Raw genomic sequence first — 17,414 nt, 5'->3', positions numbered from 1 at the left:
ATCAATATGCCAATTTTTCAAAAAATTCCCTTACAAGAAACTCCTTTTTTTTCCAAAATTTTTTTGGATTATGTAAATCAGAACCCCATTTTAGAGCCTTTTTTTCAGTTTTTACCTCAAAAAGAAACTTTCAGGCAAATAATTGCTCAAAAACAATTTTCTGCGGAAAAAAGAGAAACTTTGCACAAGGTTCTGCAAAAACAATATCAGCAGATTTCCCTCACAGAAGCAGAAAAGCAAAATATTGAAGCCCTACTTTCTGAAAACACATTTACACTCACTACCGCTCACCAACCTTCTATTTTTTTTGGAGAGCTTTATTTTGTGTATAAAACGATTAGCACCATTCTTTTGGCAGAAATTCTACAAGAATTTTTGCCCGAATATCGTTTTGTACCTGTTTTTTGGCTTGGCTCCGAAGACCACGATTTTGCAGAAATATCGCATTTCAGGCTTTTTGGCAAAAAATATGAGTGGCACAGCAAGCAAAAAGGGGCGGTGGGCAAGATGAAAACAGACGAACTTGCAGAAATTCTCTCTGTGTTGCCCGAAAAAATGCCCATTTTTGAAAAGGCTTATACGCAATTTCCAACCCTTGCCCAAGCCACTCGCTACGCCTTGCACGAGTTTTTCGGGGAAAAAGGCTTGCTGGTTATTGATGGAGATGATGAGAAAGTCAAAAAATCTTTATTCCCAATCATAAAAAGCGAGCTTCAAGAACAAAAAACAGAGATTTTGGTCAAAGATACCTCTTTGCAACTCACACGCTTGGGCTATCACGCACAGGCACAAGCCCGACCTATCAATTTTTTCTATCTTGATGAAGGTTTGCGAGAAAGAATTGAACGCAAAGGAGATTTCTATGAGGTACTGCACACCAATTTGCGTTTTTCAGAAAAAGAGATTTTAGATTTAGCAGAAAAAAATCCTGAAAAATTCAGCCCAAATGCACTGCTACGTCCTATTTATCAGGAACTTGTTTTGCCTAATCTTGCCTATATCGGCGGACCTGGCGAAATTGCCTATTGGTTGCAACTCAAAAGCACTTTTGAGTATTTCAAGCAGGTAGAGCCAACCCTTGCAATGCCAATGCTACTGCCTCGTAATTTTGCTTTGGTGCTTACGCAAAATCAGTGTGAGAAAATGCAAAAATTACAGCTATCTGTTCAAGACTTTTTTCAAGAAGATAGCTTGCTCAAAAAGAAATTTTTATCCAAATACACGCAAAATGAATTTTCGCTTTTGCAAGAGCAAAAAGCCATTTCGCAAGCCTTTGAAGCAATCAAGAGCAAAACAGCAGAAATTGATAAATCCTTGCTTTCCGCAGTGGAAGCCGAAGAGCAAAAAACACTCAAAAGCCTTGAACACTTAGAAAAACGTATCCAGAAAGCACAAGAAAAAAAATACGAAATAGAAGTTCAACAAATGCTCTCACTCAAAGAAAAACTTTTTCCCGAAGGGGTTTTACAAGAACGCAAGGACAATTTCTTGAATTTTTACCTCAATCACGCAGATTTTTTAGACGATTTGCACCATATTTTTGAACCTTTCAGCAATGAACTTTACATTATTCAGATACGATAGTAGCCAAAAGTTCAGTGTTTTTATTATCTTATTACTTGCCATAGCAGGAGCCATCTGTTTGCAGGCGGGTTTTTGGGGCAAAAACTGGGTACTTTTGAGCTTTGTGGGCTGGGTATTTTGGTGGCAAGCCGAAAAAATTTTGGAAGCAACTTTTACAAAGAAAATTTTTCTTTGGCGATTGCTCGGAGCATTTTTCTTTCTACTCGTTTGGAACGTAGTAGCTACTTGGTGGGTGCGTATTACGGGGGCTTTATGGGTCATAAGCACTGCCAATAGCCTTGTAATGCTTGTGGCACTTATTTTTTGGTGGTGGGTGCGAAAATTTTTTTCAGAAAAATACCAAAAATGGATATTTGTTCCTATTTGGATAAGTTTTGAGTTTGCTCATCATCAGTGGCAACTGACTTGGGTATGGCTCACTTTGGGAAATACTTTTTTGTATCGGAATGAGTGGGTACAATGGTACGAATACACAGGCGTATGGGGCGGCTCTCTTTGGATTTTATTAATGAATGTACTTTTTTGGAACTTGAAAGAAGGTTTTTCCATAAAAAAAATAATCGTTTGTGCCATTGCATTAGTCGTTCCTTTTGGCTTTTCGTGGTTTTTGCAAGGACAAAAAATCTCAGCTTTGCAAAAGTTGAATGTGGTACTTGTTCAGCCCAACATTGACCCCTTTACTGAAAAATTCAGCGATTGTCCCCGCTTCATACCCTTTGCCAAGCAGGCACAAATTTTAGCAGATTTAACTTTGCAAAAGTTTGATAAAACCACCGATTTAGTCGTTTTTCCTGAAACGGCTCTTGATGAAAATTTTGACGAACGCTTGGTACGAAAATATCCTACTTTTCAAAAAATTGATAGCCTGCAAAAAAAATTAAATGTACCGATACTTCTGGGGGTTTCTACTCGGATTTTTACCAAAGAAAAAAGCAGTCCTACGAGCCAATACGCACCTCTTGCACACTCCTATTACGAGGATTTCAATACGGCATTGCTTTTGCAAAAAGACACTATGTTTTGGTATAAAAAAATGATACTTGTTCCCGGTGTTGAAACCATTCCTTTTCCCGAATACACTATTTTTCTGAAAGATTTTATCAGCGATATTGGTGCTTCGTTTTTTTTGCTAGGTACGGGAAAAGAAATTATCAATTTCCCTACTCCAAAAGCACAAGTTGCTCCAATTATTTGTTATGAATCTATGTATGGCGAGTTTGTAAGCCAATTTGTAAAAAAAGGTGCAGATTTGCTATGCACCATTACCAACGATGGCTGGCTCGGCGATACCCAATGGGAGCAACATCACTTGTATTTGGGAGCCTTGCGTTGCATAGAAACTCGCCGAGAAATGTTGCATTGCTCTAATATGGGAGCTTCGGCAATTATTGACGTATGGGGCAAAGTAAGAAAAGAAATTCCCTATAACCAAAGAACTGCAATGAAAGAAATAGCTTTTACCTACTCAAAGAAAACCTTTTATGTGTGTTATGGAGATTTTCTGCCCCGAATAGCACTTGGCATAGTAGGAATTCTTTTTCTTTGGATTTTGGCAAACTTGTTCAGAAAAAAATCAAACAATAGGCTTTTATGAAAAACGCTATTCTCCTAAAAATCTGTATAGGGTTATTGTATTGGCAAAGTGTGCAAGCCCAAAGCCTTTCGGAGGCACTGAATACCCTTGAAAATGATAGCCTATTGAAACAAGGCTTTTTGGCATTTTGCCTAATGGACTCACAAACAGGCAAAGTGCTTGCTGAAAAGAATATGTTCAAAAAAATGAATGTAGCCTCTTGCCATAAATTATGGACAACCGCTACTGCTCTAGAAGTATTGGGAAAAGATTTTCGCTTTCAAACGCAACTGGCTTACAGCGGGAAAATAGAAAATAAAACACTCAAAGGCAATTTGTATATTCTGGGCGGTGGAGATGTTACTTTGGGCAGTGCCGATTTCAAAAATAATCTCTCCCAAGAGCAGATTTGGGAGCGTTGGTACAAAATTTTGCAAAGCAAAAATATTCAAAAAATAGAGGGACAAATCGTGGGCGTAGGTGCTTATTTTGAACAAAACGCCATTCCCGAAGGCTGGATAAAAGAAGACTTAGGTAATTATTATGGCTCTGCCGCCTATGGTTTGAACATCAGCGATAACGAATACAAATTACTCCTAAAACCTGCCTCTAAAATAGGTGAAAAAGCCGATATTCTCGGAACAGAACCCGCACTTCCTTTTCTGAAATTCAAGGGGCAAATTCTCACCGCTCCAAAAGGAACAGGCGACAATGCCTACATTGATGGCTATCCGTTTCATTACGAGTGTTTTGTCAGTGGCACTATTCCACAGCAGGAAAGTAGTTTTTTCATCAAAGGGGCTATGCCTAATCCGCCCTATACAACAGCATTTTTGTTCAATGATTTTTTGCAAAAAAAGGGACTTCACATCACGCAAGAACCAACATTCATCTTTGAGAGCCTCAATGAAAAGCTACTTGTTTTAGATAGTTTAGCCTCGCCTAAACTTGCCGAAATAGTCAGAGAAATCAATCTGTATAGTGTAAATCTTTATGCCGAAGGACTTTTCAAGCAGTTGGGAAAATATTGGGGCAAAGAAAACCAAGCAGGAGAAAAAATATTGGAATTTTGGCAAAAAAAAGGCATTGAAATCAAAGGATTAAACTTCAATGACGGAAGTGGGCTTTCTCGCCTCAATACTTCCACGGCTCATTCTATTTGCCAACTGCTTAGCAAAATGGCTCAAAACGATACTTTTTTGAAAAGTTTGCCACTGGCAGGCGTATCGGGAACGCTTACGGGTTTTGCTAAAAACACCATTTTACAAGGAAATCTACAAGCCAAAACAGGTAGTATGCGAGGCGTGATAGCACTTGCAGGTTATTTTAGCACTAAAAAAGGCGAAAAACGTTGTTTTGCAATCATTGCGAACCAATACGAAGGTAAATATGCCTCTATGCGTAGCAAATTTGAGAAAATATTGCTCAAAGCCGCCGAGTAACGAGGTAACAGGAAACAAGAAGCAAGAAACAGAATTTGGAACAATTGGATATTTAGACGGAGTAAAACTTTTAATTCAAACCTTTGAACCTTTACTTTTTGAACGTAAATAGTTACGAAATTTTAGCTTACTCCTCAAAAAAATTACGGACAAGATTTTTTATTTTGTGAAAACCTTTGAAAAAAATCTGTAATTTGTATTTTTGAAGCAAAATATTCGCATTTATGGCAAAAAAAGAAAAAGACAAAGCGATTGTAGTGCCAACTGACCAGAAAAGTAAATTGGAGGCACTCAAAACCACAATGGAAAACATTGAAAAAGCATACGGAAAGGGAGCAGTGATGAAACTTAGCGATGAAAAAGTAATGGACGTAGAAGTTATTTCCACAGGTTCGCTAAGCGTAGATTTGGCTTTGGGGGTAGGCGGTCTGCCAAAGGGTAGAATTATAGAAATATTTGGTCCAGAGGCTTCGGGAAAAACGACATTAGCTATTTACACCATTATTGAAGCACAAAAGGCAGGAGGTATTGCGGCATTCATTGATGCCGAACACGCTTTTGATAGGTTTTATGCCGAAAAATTGGGTATGGACCCCGAAAAAGTCATTATCTCTCAACCTGATAGCGGTGAGCAGGCTCTTGAAATTGCTGAACAACTCATACGTTCAGGAGCTATTGATATTGTTGTAATTGACTCTGTTGCCGCTCTTGTTCCCAAAGCTGAAATAGACGGCGAAATGGGCGATAGCAAAATGGGCTTGCAAGCTCGCCTGATGTCGCAAGCTATGCGAAAACTCACCAGCCTCATTTCTAAAACAAATTGCTGCTGCATTTTTATCAACCAACTTCGCGATAAAATTGGCGTAATGTTTGGTAGCCCCGAAACTACTACGGGCGGTAATGCTCTGAAATATTATGCCTCGGTACGTATAGATATTCGCAAAATTGGGCAACTCAAAGATTCTGACGATAACCCCATTGGCAGTAAAACACGCGTAAAAATTGTAAAAAATAAAGTAGCTCCCCCTTTCAAGCAAGTAGAGTTTGAAATACTTTACGGAAAAGGCATCAACAAAATAGGCGAAGTAGCAGAACTGGCAACAGAACTGGATATTTTGAAAAAATCGGGGGCTAATTACTACTACAACGGAACTAAAATTGCTCTCGGCAAAGATAAACTCCAAAAAACTTTGGAAGAAAATCCCGAATTGGTAGAAGAATTGAAGCAAAAAATTAAAGAAAAAGTAGCATCAGGTGCCAAAATCGGGGAAATCACAAGCGAAGAGAAAGCCAAAGTGAAAAAAGAAGAGCAAGATGCCGAAACAGAAGTAAAAGAATTGGAAAGCGAAGAGTAAAAATCACTTAAATGCCTTTTAATGCTCATTAAAAGGCATTCAAAAACCTTGAAAGAATGATAGTCTATAACGTTACGGTAAATATTGATAAAAATATCCACGAGGAGTGGCTCAATTGGATGCTCAACCAGCATATTCCTGATGTAATGCGTACAGGCTGTTTTCTGGAAAATAAAATTATGCGTTTGCTTACAGAAACCGAAAACGATGGTTTTACGTATGCCTTTCAGTATATTTGTGCCTCAATGCAGGATTTAGAACGCTATCAGAAAGAGTTTGCTCCCAAACTCCAAGCCGAACATTCTGAGCGTTACAAAGATAAATTTGTGGCTTTCAGAAGCATTTTGGAAATAGTGCAATGATAGATTTGCAACATTTCTAACTTAAAACACCTCTACGCTATGTTATTTTCGGAAATTCTTTTGTACGCAACGGCTTCGTTTGCGTTGGTTCAAATTTTGTACCTATTGTTTTTTTTCTTACGGATTCTGTTTCATAAAACCAAAAAAGAAATTGATTTTGATTTCCAAAAGCCTGTATCTGTTATTGTAGCGGCACACAACGAACTGGAAAATCTGAAAAAACTTTTACCCATTTTGTACAGACAAAACTACCCTGAATTTGAAATTATTGTTGCAAACGACCGCTCCTCTGATGAAACAGAGTTTTTTTTACGAGATGAGCGACGAAAAGAGCCTCGCTTGCGGGTTTTACACATAGACCACACCCCCGACCACATTAGCCACAAAAAATATGCTCTTACGCTTGCTATTCGTGCCGCTAAATACGAGCATCTGCTCTTTACAGATGCCGATTGCCTACCCAATTCCGAAAATTGGATTGCCCTTATGGCACAAGAATTTTCAAAGGAAAAACAAATTGTTTTGGGCATTTCCCCTTACCAAAAAGAAAAAGGCTTTCTGAATTGGCTCATACGTTATGAAACATTTTTTACGGCTATTCAGTATATTAGTTATGCTTTGGCAAAATTGCCTTATATGGGCGTAGGAAGAAACCTTGCCTACTGCAAAAGTTTGTTTCTTGCAAGCAAAGGCTTTCAAAATCATCTGAAAATTGTAGGGGGTGATGATGATTTATTCGTTAATGCCAATGCAAACGCTTCTAATACCAGTGTTTGTACGCACTTGCAGGCACAAGTTTTTTCTGTACCCAAACGAACTTGGAAGGCTTGGTTTCGGCAGAAAAAAAGACATTTGAGCGTTGGAAAATTTTACCGAAAAAAACATCAGTTTTTTTTGGCACTACAAAATGGCACTCACGTACTATTTTGGTTAGCTTTTGCGTTATTAGCAAGTGTATATCCTTTTCAAAAAGAAACTTGGCAGTGGCAAGAAATTGCCTTGTGGGGAATTTGCGGCTTTCGGCTTATTTTTTGGACTTTGGTACAATACTTGAACGCAAAAAAATTGTATTTTGTTTCTGCTTTTGTAGGCTGGTGGGTGTATGATTTTTTGTATGTGTTTTTTATCGTATTTGTAGGCATAAAATCGTATTTCAGCAAACCTGAACAATGGATTTAGACGAGAACAAAGAACCTACCGAAGATTTTGAATTTGAAAACCCTCGGGTTCAGAAAGAGTTTGAGCTTATTCGGAAGGCTCAACAAGGCGACCACAATGCAATGACAACGCTTATGAAGCGTTACAATAAGGCTTTGTATTATGTAATTCTCAAAATTGTTCGCAATGTAGATGATGCCGAAGATATTACCGTGGAAACTTTTGTAAAAGTTTTTCAGAATTTAGATAAATTTCGCTTTGAACACCCTTTCAGCTCTTGGCTTTTCAGAATAGGAACAAACCACTGCATTGATTTTATACGCCGAAAAAAACGCGTAGAAGTCATTAGCATTGAACAATTTATGAAAAAAACCGATGAAAAGAAACCCGACAAAGAAGAAACCAATGATGTAATTGATGAAGCCCAAAATATTGAAGAAAACTCTATCCGAAGCCAACAAATAGAAGTTTTGCGTTTGCTTATCAATAAATTACCTACCAACTATCGTAAAGTGCTTACCTTACGCTATTTTGAGGATATGGACTATCAGCAAATTGCTGATGAACTGGATATCCCGATGGGCACCGTGAAAGCCCAACTTTTCCGAGCTAAAGAACTGCTCAACGAACTTATCCGCAAACACGAAAATTTAGGCTAATTCTACGAAATTTTAGTAACTTTGCGTGTTGTTTCACGTGAAACAAATTTTTTATCGCACCTAAATTTTTATGCAATGTTTCCTGAATATGATGTGATTGTAGTAGGAGCAGGACACGCTGGCAACGAAGCCGCCGCCGCCGCCGCTGCAATGGGTTCAAAAGTGCTTCTGATAACAATGAATATGCAGGTTATTGGGCAGATGTCTTGCAATCCTGCTATGGGGGGAGTTGCCAAAGGGCAAATTGTAAGAGAAATAGATGCTCTTGGAGGACTTTCAGGAATTATTACCGATAAAACCGCCATTCAGTTTCGTATGCTCAACCGCTCCAAAGGTCCTGCAATGTGGAGCCCTCGTAGCCAAAACGATAGAATGCGTTTTGCAGAAGAATGGCGTTTGGCTTTGGAGGCTATCGGTAACCTTGATTTTTGGCAAGATATGGTTACGGGGATACTCGTAAAAGATAAAAGAGTAGTAGGCGTAAAAACCAGTATGGGACTGGAAATTCGGAGCAAAGCCGTTATCCTGACCAGCGGAACATTCCTAAATGGTGTCATACATATTGGCGAAAAACGCTTTGGGGGTGGCAGAACAGGTGAAAAAGCCGCCACAGGCATCACCGAACAACTCGTAGAACTGGGTTTTGAAGCAGGCAGAATGAAAACTGGCACCCCCCCACGCCTTGACGGCAGAACCATCAACTATCAAGCAATGGAAGAGCAACCCGGCGACGAAAAACCTGAACGGTTTTCTTTTCTGGATACTCCATTGCTTGAAAAACAATTAAGTTGCTGGATAACTTATACCAATCACGAAGTTCACGAAATTTTACGAACAGGTTTTGATAAATCGCCAATGTTTACGGGCAGAATACAAGGCGTAGGTCCTCGGTATTGCCCTTCGGTTGAAGATAAAATCAATCGCTTTGCAGATAAAGAGCGACACCAAATTTTTATAGAACCCGAAGGCTGGCAAACCGTAGAGGTGTATGTCAATGGGTTTTCTACTTCCCTGCCCGAAGATGTGCAATATAAAGCTATTCGCAAAATACCCGGATTGGAAAATGTGAAAATGTTTCGCCCTGGCTATGCCATAGAATACGACTACTTCCCTCCTACCCAACTCAAACTTAGCCTTGAAACCAAATTGATTGAAAATCTCTATTTTGCGGGGCAAATCAATGGCACAACAGGCTACGAAGAAGCCGCCTGCCAAGGACTTATGGCGGGCATCAATGCTCATCTGAAAATCAAAGAACAAGAGCCTTTCATGCTTCAACGCCACGAGGCTTATATTGGCGTACTGATAGATGACCTTATCAACAAAGGCACCGAAGAGCCTTACCGAATGTTTACTTCTCGTGCCGAATACCGCTTGCTTTTGCGTCAGGATAATGCAGATAGCAGACTTACCAAATTAGGTTACAAAATCGGGCTTGCCTCTGAAGAGCGTTTGCAACGCTTAAAAAAGAAAGAAGAAGCCGTAGCTCATCTGCTCAACGACCTGAAACAGAAAAAAGTACAACCCGAGGACATCAACGGAGCCTTGGAGGCAATGGGAACTTCGCCTATTCGGGAGAAAATATCTTTTTACAATCTACTCAAAAGACCGCAAATTTCCTTGCAAGAACTCGGCAAAATGTACAAAGAGCTGGGCAATTATTTGAGCAAATATGATGAAAAGGAATTGGAACAAGCCGAAATTCAAATCAAATATGAAGATTATTTGCTGAAAGAACAGGAAACTGCCCAAAAAATGAAAGAACTTGAAAACTATAAAATACGTGAGGATTTTAACTACGACCTTGTAAAGGCTCTTTCGGCAGAAGGACGAGAAAAACTCAAAAAAATTCGTCCCGAAACACTCGGACAAGCCTCACGCATTAGTGGTGTTTCGCCCGCTGATATTTCTATTTTGATGGTATATATGGGGAAATGAAATAAAAATTTTGACATCATTATTTTTTCAGTAATTTGCAAAATATTTTTTGAACGCAAACACATAAAGCAATGAATATACCCAAAGGAACGCTCATTATTATTGGTGGTGCAGTAGATAAAGGCAGTTTCACTGAACAAAATTTTGACCCCGATGTAGAAAAAAATCTCAATTTTTTTGAAAAAGGCATTTTGAATAGAATTATTCGTGAATCTTCAAAAAAACAAGAATCTCGCATTGAAGTTATCACTACGGCTTCCAAAATTCCCAAAAAAGTAGGCACCGAATACGTAAGAGCCTTTAACTATCTGGGAGCTAAAAATGTAGATATGCTCAATATTGATAAACGTGAGCAAGCAAATGATGAAACCTTTTTGGAAAGACTTGCCAGTGCCGATACCGTAATGTTCACAGGGGGCGACCAGCTTCGCCTCACAACTTTTCTCGGAGGAACAAAATTCCACGACTTACTTCTAAAAAAATACTTTACAGAAAATTTTGTCATTGCAGGAACTTCGGCAGGTGCCGCCGCCGCCTCGGATAGTATGATTTACCAAGGCAGTAGTAGCGAAGCTCTGCTCAAAGGCGAAGTAAAAATTACAAGCGGTTTAGGACTTATTCAAGATGTAATTATTGATACGCACTTCGTACAAAGAGGCAGAATCGGAAGGCTTTTTCAGGCAGTTGTGAGCAATCCGAAGGTACTGGGCATTGGTTTGGGTGAAGACACAGGCTTAGTTATCAAAGAAAATAAATCAATGGAAGTGGTAGGTTCGGGGCTGGTGATACTGGTTGATGGTAGATTTATCAAGCATACTAATATAACCCAAGTGCCTTTGGGTAGCCCTATTTCTATTGAAAACCTTATCGTACACGTGCTTAGTATGCACGACATCTACTATCTAGACTCCCACACTATCACAATGCACGAACACGTCAGCGTTGATGATGAATATTGATTTTTGCAATAAAAAACCATTTTTTGAGTTTATTCCTCAAAAACCAAGCTATGCTCAAATTATACACTCGCTACAAACAACTACTTGCCGATACGGTTACGCCTGTAAGCATTTATCTGAAACTACGTGATAAATTTGCCAACTCCATACTTTTGGAAAGTTCTGATTATCACGGCAATGAGAATAGTTTTTCGTATATTTGCTTTCACCCTATCGCCAGATTTGAAGTCAAAAATGGCACTATTCTTACGCAATTTCCCAAAACCAAAGCTCAAAGTCAGAAAATTAGTTCGGGAAAAGAAGTAATAACTGCTTTGGAGCAGTTTATTCAATCTTTTGAGGTAGAAAAAAATGATTTCAATTTCATCAGTAATGGGCTTTTTGGCTATATGGCTTACGATGCCGTAAAGTATTTTGAAGATATTGCTATCAAAGATTTTGAAAATGATAATCGTGCCATTCCTACGATAGTGTATCAGGTTTATCAGTACATTATTGCTATCAACCATTTCAAAAATGAACTCTATCTTTTTGAACACCTTTTAGAGGGGGAAAAAAGTCATCTGACAGAAATAGAAAATTTAATTTTCAACAGAAATATTCCCCAATATCATTTCCAAACTCTTGACGCAGAGAAGTCTAACTTTTCAGATGAAGAGTTTTTGGCTGTCATTGAAAAAGCCAAAAACCATTGCCAATTAGGTGATGTTTTTCAGATGGTCGTTTCAAGACGTTTTGAACAAAAATTTCAAGGCGATGAATTCAATGTATATCGTTGTTTGCGTTCTATAAATCCTTCACCTTATTTGTTTTATTTTGATTACGGTAGCTATAAAATTTTTGGTTCATCACCCGAAGCCCAAATTGTTGTAAAAAACGGCAAAGCAAGTATTTTTCCGATAGCAGGCACTTTCAAACGTACAGGCAACGATGAAGCGGATTTTGCCCTTGCCCAAAAATTGCTCAACGACCCCAAGGAAAACTCCGAACACGTAATGCTTGTAGATTTGGCTCGTAACGATTTGAGCCGAAACGGCTTTAATGTAAAGGTAGAAACCTTCAAAGAAATTCAGTATTATTCTCACGTTATTCATTTGGTTTCCAAAGTAACAGCTGATATTCCCGAACATATCCCTACGCTACAACTCGTAGCCGATACTTTTCCTGCGGGTACGCTTTCGGGTGCCCCCAAGCACAAAGCTATGGAACTTATCAATACTTACGAAAAAGGTAATAGGGGTTATTACGGGGGTTGTATAGGCTTTTTGGGCTTCAATGGTGAATTTAACCAAGCCATTATGATACGCTCATTTTTGAGCAAAAATAATATGCTCTACTTTCAGGCGGGTGCTGGTGTAGTGGCAAAATCGGATACGCAAAGCGAATTGCAAGAAGTAAGCAACAAAGTAGGTGCTTTGCGAAAAGCCTTGAAAGATGCCGAGCAGATTTAGGCTTTTGCCGTTAAGGTTAGAATGGTGATTTCGGGTAAAATACCTACTCTGCCCAAATAGCCAATATAGCCAAAACCACGATTTACATACAAATATTGCATTTTGCCCAAGTTGCTTTTTTCTTGGTACAAATCTGCCCATTGCTTGTAGCGATACTGAACAGGACTCCATCGGAAATCTCCGTATTCAATGCCTAACTGCATTCCGTGTGTATGCCCTGAAAGCGTGAGGTCTATATCCGAAAATTCGGGACGAATTTGGGCGTCCCAATGGCTGGGGTCGTGAGAAAGCAGAATTTTTACAGCGGCTTCCTCTGCACCCTGATAGGCTTTGGCAAGATTGCCATATTTGGGGAAATTCCCTGTTCCCCAGTTTTGTACGCCAATGATAGCAAGTTTCTCACCATTTTGCTCAACAAAGATATTTTCATCAAGAAGCAGTCGCCAGTTCATTGCTTTATGAACCTGATGTAGTTTTTTGCGAAGCAAATGCCTTTCTGCCAATGAAATTCCAAAAATATAATCGCTATAATCATGGTTGCCCATTACAGAAAAAACACCAAAATCAGCTTTGAACTTATCAAAAACACTAACGTATTCTTTCATCTCGTCAGGGTGATTATTTACCAAGTCTCCTGTAAAAAGTATGAGATTGGGCTTTTCGGCTAAAAGCATTTCTACCCCACCTTTTACAGCAGTTTTGTTGTAAAAACTGCCTGAATGAATATCCGAAATCTGGGCAATTGTGAAACCTTCAAAACTTTTGGGTAAATGTGGCAAGTAAATTTTTCGTCTGCGTACTTGGTAGTCGTGAGCCCCCGAAATAATGCCCCAACTAAGCGTAACCATAGGAATTGATCCTGCTATCAGACCTGCCTGATGAATGAATTTTGCTCTCGTGATTTTCTTGGCTTCTGGATTTTCGGTAGCTTTTTTATTGGCTCTTTGGGTAAAAAAAGCAAGTATTTTTCTTGCATAAAAAATTAAATCCTCAAAAAGCACAAAGAACACAACAAAAATTTTGGAAATATACACCACCGAAACAAAACCCTGTACCCACACACGCAGAGGCGACATATCTTTGAAAATCCCAAAAAAGTACAAACCTATGCTCAAAAGGCAAAAAGCACTGATAGTCCAATACACACGAAACCACAACCTGCGTTTGAAAGCAGTGGCATCTCGCAAAGCAACTTTCAAAGCCCGAAAAGTGATGTAATCTATCAGAAGTAAAGAGAGCAAAATAGTCAGAAAGCGAGGAATAAGGTAGGTCATAATTTCAAAAATTCAAAAGATAAACGCAAAACAAGTAAGAATAGTTTGGCAGTAAGAAGTAATTTCTTGGCATAGCTCCGAAATTTTTGTAAATTTGGAAAAAGATTGCTCCTTATGCAAAGCATCAGCAAACATAGCAAAGAAACAATCATTTACCCCGACTCCGATGGCAAACCTATGGCAGATAACACCGAACAATTCAAATGGATTGTACTTATCAAAGAGGGTTTAGAGGCTATGTATTCCAAAAACCCTGATGTTTTTGTTGCAGGCGATTTGCTTTGGTATCCTGTGGAAGGCAAGCCTCATATCCGTAAAGCCCCTGATGTATTGGTAGCCTTCGGCAGACCGAAAGGTTACAGAGGCTCGTATAAACAATGGGAAGAGAACAACATTGCACCGCAGGTAGTTTTTGAAATCAACTCTCCAAGCAATACACCTGCCGAAATGTCTCAGAAACTTGTATTTTACCAAAACTATGGCGTACAAGAATACTATTTCTACGACCCCGATAGCAACAAACTTTTAGTTTGGGTGCGTGAAGGCGAGCATTTCAAAGAAATAGAAAACCCAAACGACTGGCAAAGTCCCCTTATGGGTATTCGCTTTGTGCTTGATGAAAACACTATGCACATCTACCGCCCCACAGGCGAGCGTTTTGCCTCTTATACCGAAATGAGCGAATTTCTGACAGAAGCCGAAACGAAAATACAAGAAATTCAAGAGAATCTACAAAAAACACGAGAAAACCTTGAAAAAACACAAGAGAACCTTGAAAAAACACAAGAAGAAAAAAGTCTGCTTGCCCAAAAACTCAAAGAATTAGGCATAAACCCTGAAGATATTCTCAGAAAAGCGTAGATTTGCAAGCCATTTGCAGAATCTTATGTTTTACAAAATTTTACGTTTTTTTCTTTTTCTGATGTCTGCCGAAAAGGCTCATTACTTTACATTCAGCTTGCTCAAAACGCTTTTTCGTTTCAAACTTATTAGAATTTTTTTTCGCCGAATTTATCATTACGAAAGCCCCCAATTGGCTCGGCAAGTAGCAGGTATCACCTTCCCTAACCCTGTGGGGCTGGCGGCAGGTTTTGATAAAAACGCTATTGCCATTGATGAGCTGGCTATTTTTGGCTTTGGTTTCATAGAAATAGGAACGCTTACCCCTCGCCCTCAAAGTGGCAACCCCCTACCCCGTTTGTTTCGGCTCAAAAAAGATAAAGCCATTATCAACCGAATGGGCTTCAACAACGACGGCGTAGTGAAAGCTATTGAAAATCTCAAAAAACGCCAATCCAAAGTAATTGTAGGAGGCAATATTGGCAAAAACAAAGATACCCCCAACGAAAAAGCTCTGGACGATTACCTTTTCTGTTTTGAAAATCTATTTGCTTATGTAGATTATTTTGTGGTAAATGTTAGTTCGCCGAATACGCCTAATTTGCGTGCCTTGCAAGAAAAAGAACCTTTGAAGCAAATTTTACTTGCTCTACAAACCCAAAATAAACAAAAAAATAATCCCAAACCTATTTTCCTTAAAATAGCTCCCGACCTTTCGGAAAGCCAGCTTGATGATATTGTGGAGATTGTACTTGAAACACAAATTGCAGGTGTGATAGCTACCAACACTACCATTAGCAGAGAAAATTTGCAAAGTGAGCCTGAATTATGCAAAGAAACAGGCGGCTTGAGCGGCAAACCTCTACAAAAACGCTCTACACAGGTAATTGCTTACCTTGCTCAAAAAGCACAGAAGCGTTTTGCTATTATTGGTGTGGGGGGAATTTTCTCGCCACAAGATGCTCTTGAAAAAATCCACGCAGGTGCCGACCTTATCCAACTCTATACAGGACTCGTGTATGAAGGTGTAAGTTTGGTTAGGAAAATCAAGATGTTTTTAGCGAAAAACTAAACTAACATTCTCGCATTTATACAAGAAAATATTTGAATAGTGCAATTTTTGAAAAAAGTTTGTACTTGCTTTAGTATTGCACCAAGAAATTTTTGAGCTCAAAATTTCGAGTTTTATTTTCCACCTTAAAATTCAAGTTTTATGTTGAAGAGTTTAATTTTCAGTATCAGCTTGTTATTTAGCTTTTCCTCTCAATCTGTTTACAACATTCACAAAAATGTGCGTTCTAACTATTGTATAACTTGTGATGATGAGAAGTTAGAAAAAATCCTTTCTCAAATTAAAGAAAAAATATTCTTGGAAGGAGCTACTTTGACATCCGAGAATAGATTTCCTACTACAAACATTGATACTAGAAAAAAGGTAGTTTGGCAAGGTAGTATCAATTATTGCGATGGGCAATGTACTTCCATTATTACAGTTACGCAAAGTTGTTTTTTGTTCTTTTGTAGTTACTCTACCAGCGAAGATCCAGTAACCCCCAATTGTGAATGTGGCGACTTTTGCCCTTGTACTTTTGTGGATTAAACTATGAAAGGTAATGTTTTTATCCTCTGCTTGCTAATTGTTGCAAGCAGAGGATACTCACAGAGGTTATTAGAAGGGTTTGTATTTGAAAAAAATACTCAAAAGCCCTTACAAGGTGTAAGCATTTATTTGAAAAGTCAGAATAAAGTTATCTTTACTGATGAAAGAGGCTTTTTTTCTATAAAAAGTCAAAAAAATGATGATACCTTGCTAATTAGCCAAGTCGCATACAAAAACATAGAAGTTCCGTTAAGCTCTTTTCAAGTGCCGTTTAATTGCTATTTGGAAACTGATGAAGAGATTGAAGCGATTACCATTACGCCAAGAAAAAAGAAATATTCTGAAAGAGTAAAAATTGGGGATTTGAGAGTTCCTCAAAGTAATTTTCTTGTAAGAAATACACAATACTTTTTTACATCATACTCTCCGATTGTAACTTTTATTCCTAACCCAAGGAAACAAGAAGGCTTTATTGAAAAAGTATTCATAAAGATTTATCAAGATAAAGTCAAGGAAAAGACACATATCAATCCAAGTCTTACTCAAAAGAAACAAAATTTCTCAATTCAACCTCCTGAATATTTGAAAATTAAGATTTTATTTTTTTCGGCAAAGGATACTATTCCCTATCAAAACTTATCCAAAGAGCCTATTGTATTAGAAATCCGAGAATTTAAAAGTCAGTGGATAGATGTTTCAACATTTAACGTTCCGTTTCCCGAAAATGGCGTTTTTGCAGGAATGCAAGTGATAGAGGTAAATGGAAAAGATGGATGGGGAAATGTGCGTATTCCTATGTTTTTTTCAAAAAAAATGCATTATGATTACTTATTTACGAAAGGAAAATGGAAAAGGAATAATATCTCACAAGGCTATCTGGATAATAAAAGCGGTTGGGTAGTTTCTCGTGAAGAGGCAATAGAAATGGGAATGAAATTTAAGGAAAAAAGATACACTTATGGTTTTGCAGTAGAGGTTGCTTATTGAAGCAATAATATTACTTTCGTGATTTTATCGCTTTGTTATATGTGCTTTTTGGCTTGGCAGTAGATGGCATTTTACAAGGATTAAACCTACTTATCTGAACCTGAAATATTTGAAAAATATCATCAATTTCTTTGAAAGGTGAAACTTTTGAAAAACTTTTGAAAAAAGTTTGAAAAAAGTTTGAAAAAAGTTTGAAAAAAGTTGGTATTCGCTGTAGAATTGCACCAAGAAA

At 38.3% G+C, this 17,414-nt stretch carries 14 protein-coding genes; 13 read left to right on the top strand and 1 reads right to left on the bottom strand.

The genetic code is table 11. The annotated features are described in order from the left end of the window. Nucleotides 1–6: 6 nt before the first annotated feature. The 10 genes from bshC (at nt 7) to ACWITO_RS10985 (ending at nt 12,481) form a co-directional block, all read left to right on the top strand. Nucleotides 7–1,584, top strand: a complete 1,578-nt coding sequence (bshC, locus tag ACWITO_RS11030) for a bacillithiol biosynthesis cysteine-adding enzyme BshC (RefSeq protein ID WP_448530050.1) — start codon at nt 7–9, stop codon at nt 1,582–1,584. Then, nucleotides 1,556–3,178 (top strand): apolipoprotein N-acyltransferase, encoded by a 1,623-nt coding sequence (gene lnt / locus ACWITO_RS11025; protein WP_448530049.1) that lies wholly within the window; start codon nt 1,556–1,558, stop codon nt 3,176–3,178. The genes bshC and lnt overlap by 29 nt, the downstream gene beginning before the upstream one ends. Then, the gene (gene dacB, locus ACWITO_RS11020) at nt 3,175–4,599 is read left to right on the top strand and encodes a D-alanyl-D-alanine carboxypeptidase/D-alanyl-D-alanine endopeptidase (protein ID WP_448530048.1); all 1,425 of its coding nucleotides are present in this window, start codon (nt 3,175–3,177) and stop codon (nt 4,597–4,599) included. The genes lnt and dacB overlap by 4 nt, the downstream gene beginning before the upstream one ends. Before the next feature lie 224 nt (nt 4,600–4,823). Then, entirely contained in the window at nt 4,824–5,954 is a 1,131-nt protein-coding gene (gene recA / locus ACWITO_RS11015; RefSeq protein WP_448530047.1) for a recombinase RecA, read from the top strand. A 56-nt stretch (nt 5,955–6,010) separates the two neighbouring features. Continuing rightward, complete coding sequence (locus tag ACWITO_RS11010; RefSeq protein WP_448530046.1) at nt 6,011–6,316, top strand: DUF4286 family protein; 306 nt, start codon at nt 6,011–6,013, stop codon at nt 6,314–6,316. A gap of 39 nt (nt 6,317–6,355) precedes the next feature. Beyond that, the gene (locus ACWITO_RS11005; protein WP_448530045.1) at nt 6,356–7,495 is read left to right on the top strand and encodes a glycosyltransferase; all 1,140 of its coding nucleotides are present in this window, start codon (nt 6,356–6,358) and stop codon (nt 7,493–7,495) included. Then, nucleotides 7,486–8,133 carry an RNA polymerase sigma factor gene (locus ACWITO_RS11000; protein WP_448530044.1) on the top strand — a complete coding sequence of 216 codons (648 nt, stop codon included), beginning with the start codon at nt 7,486–7,488 and terminating at the stop codon, nt 8,131–8,133. The genes ACWITO_RS11005 and ACWITO_RS11000 overlap by 10 nt, the downstream gene beginning before the upstream one ends. Before the next feature lie 75 nt (nt 8,134–8,208). Then, the gene (mnmG, locus tag ACWITO_RS10995; protein ID WP_448530043.1) at nt 8,209–10,071 is read left to right on the top strand and encodes a tRNA uridine-5-carboxymethylaminomethyl(34) synthesis enzyme MnmG; all 1,863 of its coding nucleotides are present in this window, start codon (nt 8,209–8,211) and stop codon (nt 10,069–10,071) included. Between the two features lie 71 nt (nt 10,072–10,142). Further along, a complete protein-coding gene (locus ACWITO_RS10990) occupies nt 10,143–11,030 on the top strand; it encodes a cyanophycinase (RefSeq protein ID WP_448530042.1) in 888 nt (295 codons plus the stop codon). Nucleotides 11,031–11,080: 50 nt separating this feature from the next. Continuing rightward, the gene (locus ACWITO_RS10985; protein WP_448530041.1) at nt 11,081–12,481 is read left to right on the top strand and encodes an anthranilate synthase component I family protein; all 1,401 of its coding nucleotides are present in this window, start codon (nt 11,081–11,083) and stop codon (nt 12,479–12,481) included. Here the strand turns inward: ACWITO_RS10985 and ACWITO_RS10980 are convergent. Further along, complete coding sequence (locus ACWITO_RS10980) at nt 12,478–13,755, bottom strand: metallophosphoesterase (RefSeq protein ID WP_448530040.1); 1,278 nt, start codon at nt 13,753–13,755, stop codon at nt 12,478–12,480. The genes ACWITO_RS10985 and ACWITO_RS10980 overlap by 4 nt on opposite strands. 114 nt (nt 13,756–13,869) lie before the next feature. Here ACWITO_RS10980 and ACWITO_RS10975 point away from each other — a divergent pair, with 114 nt between their 5' ends. From ACWITO_RS10975 to ACWITO_RS10965, 3 genes are all read left to right on the top strand, one after another. Then, nucleotides 13,870–14,616, top strand: a complete 747-nt coding sequence (locus ACWITO_RS10975) for a Uma2 family endonuclease (RefSeq protein WP_448530039.1) — start codon at nt 13,870–13,872, stop codon at nt 14,614–14,616. A 25-nt stretch (nt 14,617–14,641) separates the two neighbouring features. Then, the gene (locus tag ACWITO_RS10970; RefSeq protein WP_448530038.1) at nt 14,642–15,667 is read left to right on the top strand and encodes a quinone-dependent dihydroorotate dehydrogenase; all 1,026 of its coding nucleotides are present in this window, start codon (nt 14,642–14,644) and stop codon (nt 15,665–15,667) included. 531 nt (nt 15,668–16,198) lie between these two features. Next, nucleotides 16,199–17,182, top strand: a complete 984-nt coding sequence (locus ACWITO_RS10965; protein WP_448530037.1) for a carboxypeptidase-like regulatory domain-containing protein — start codon at nt 16,199–16,201, stop codon at nt 17,180–17,182. Nucleotides 17,183–17,414: the final 232 nt, after the last annotated feature.

It is taken from the genome of Raineya sp., from assembly GCF_053497555.1.
The sequence above is the reverse complement of the archived record's forward strand: the minus strand, read 5'-3'. Positions and strand labels throughout refer to the sequence as shown.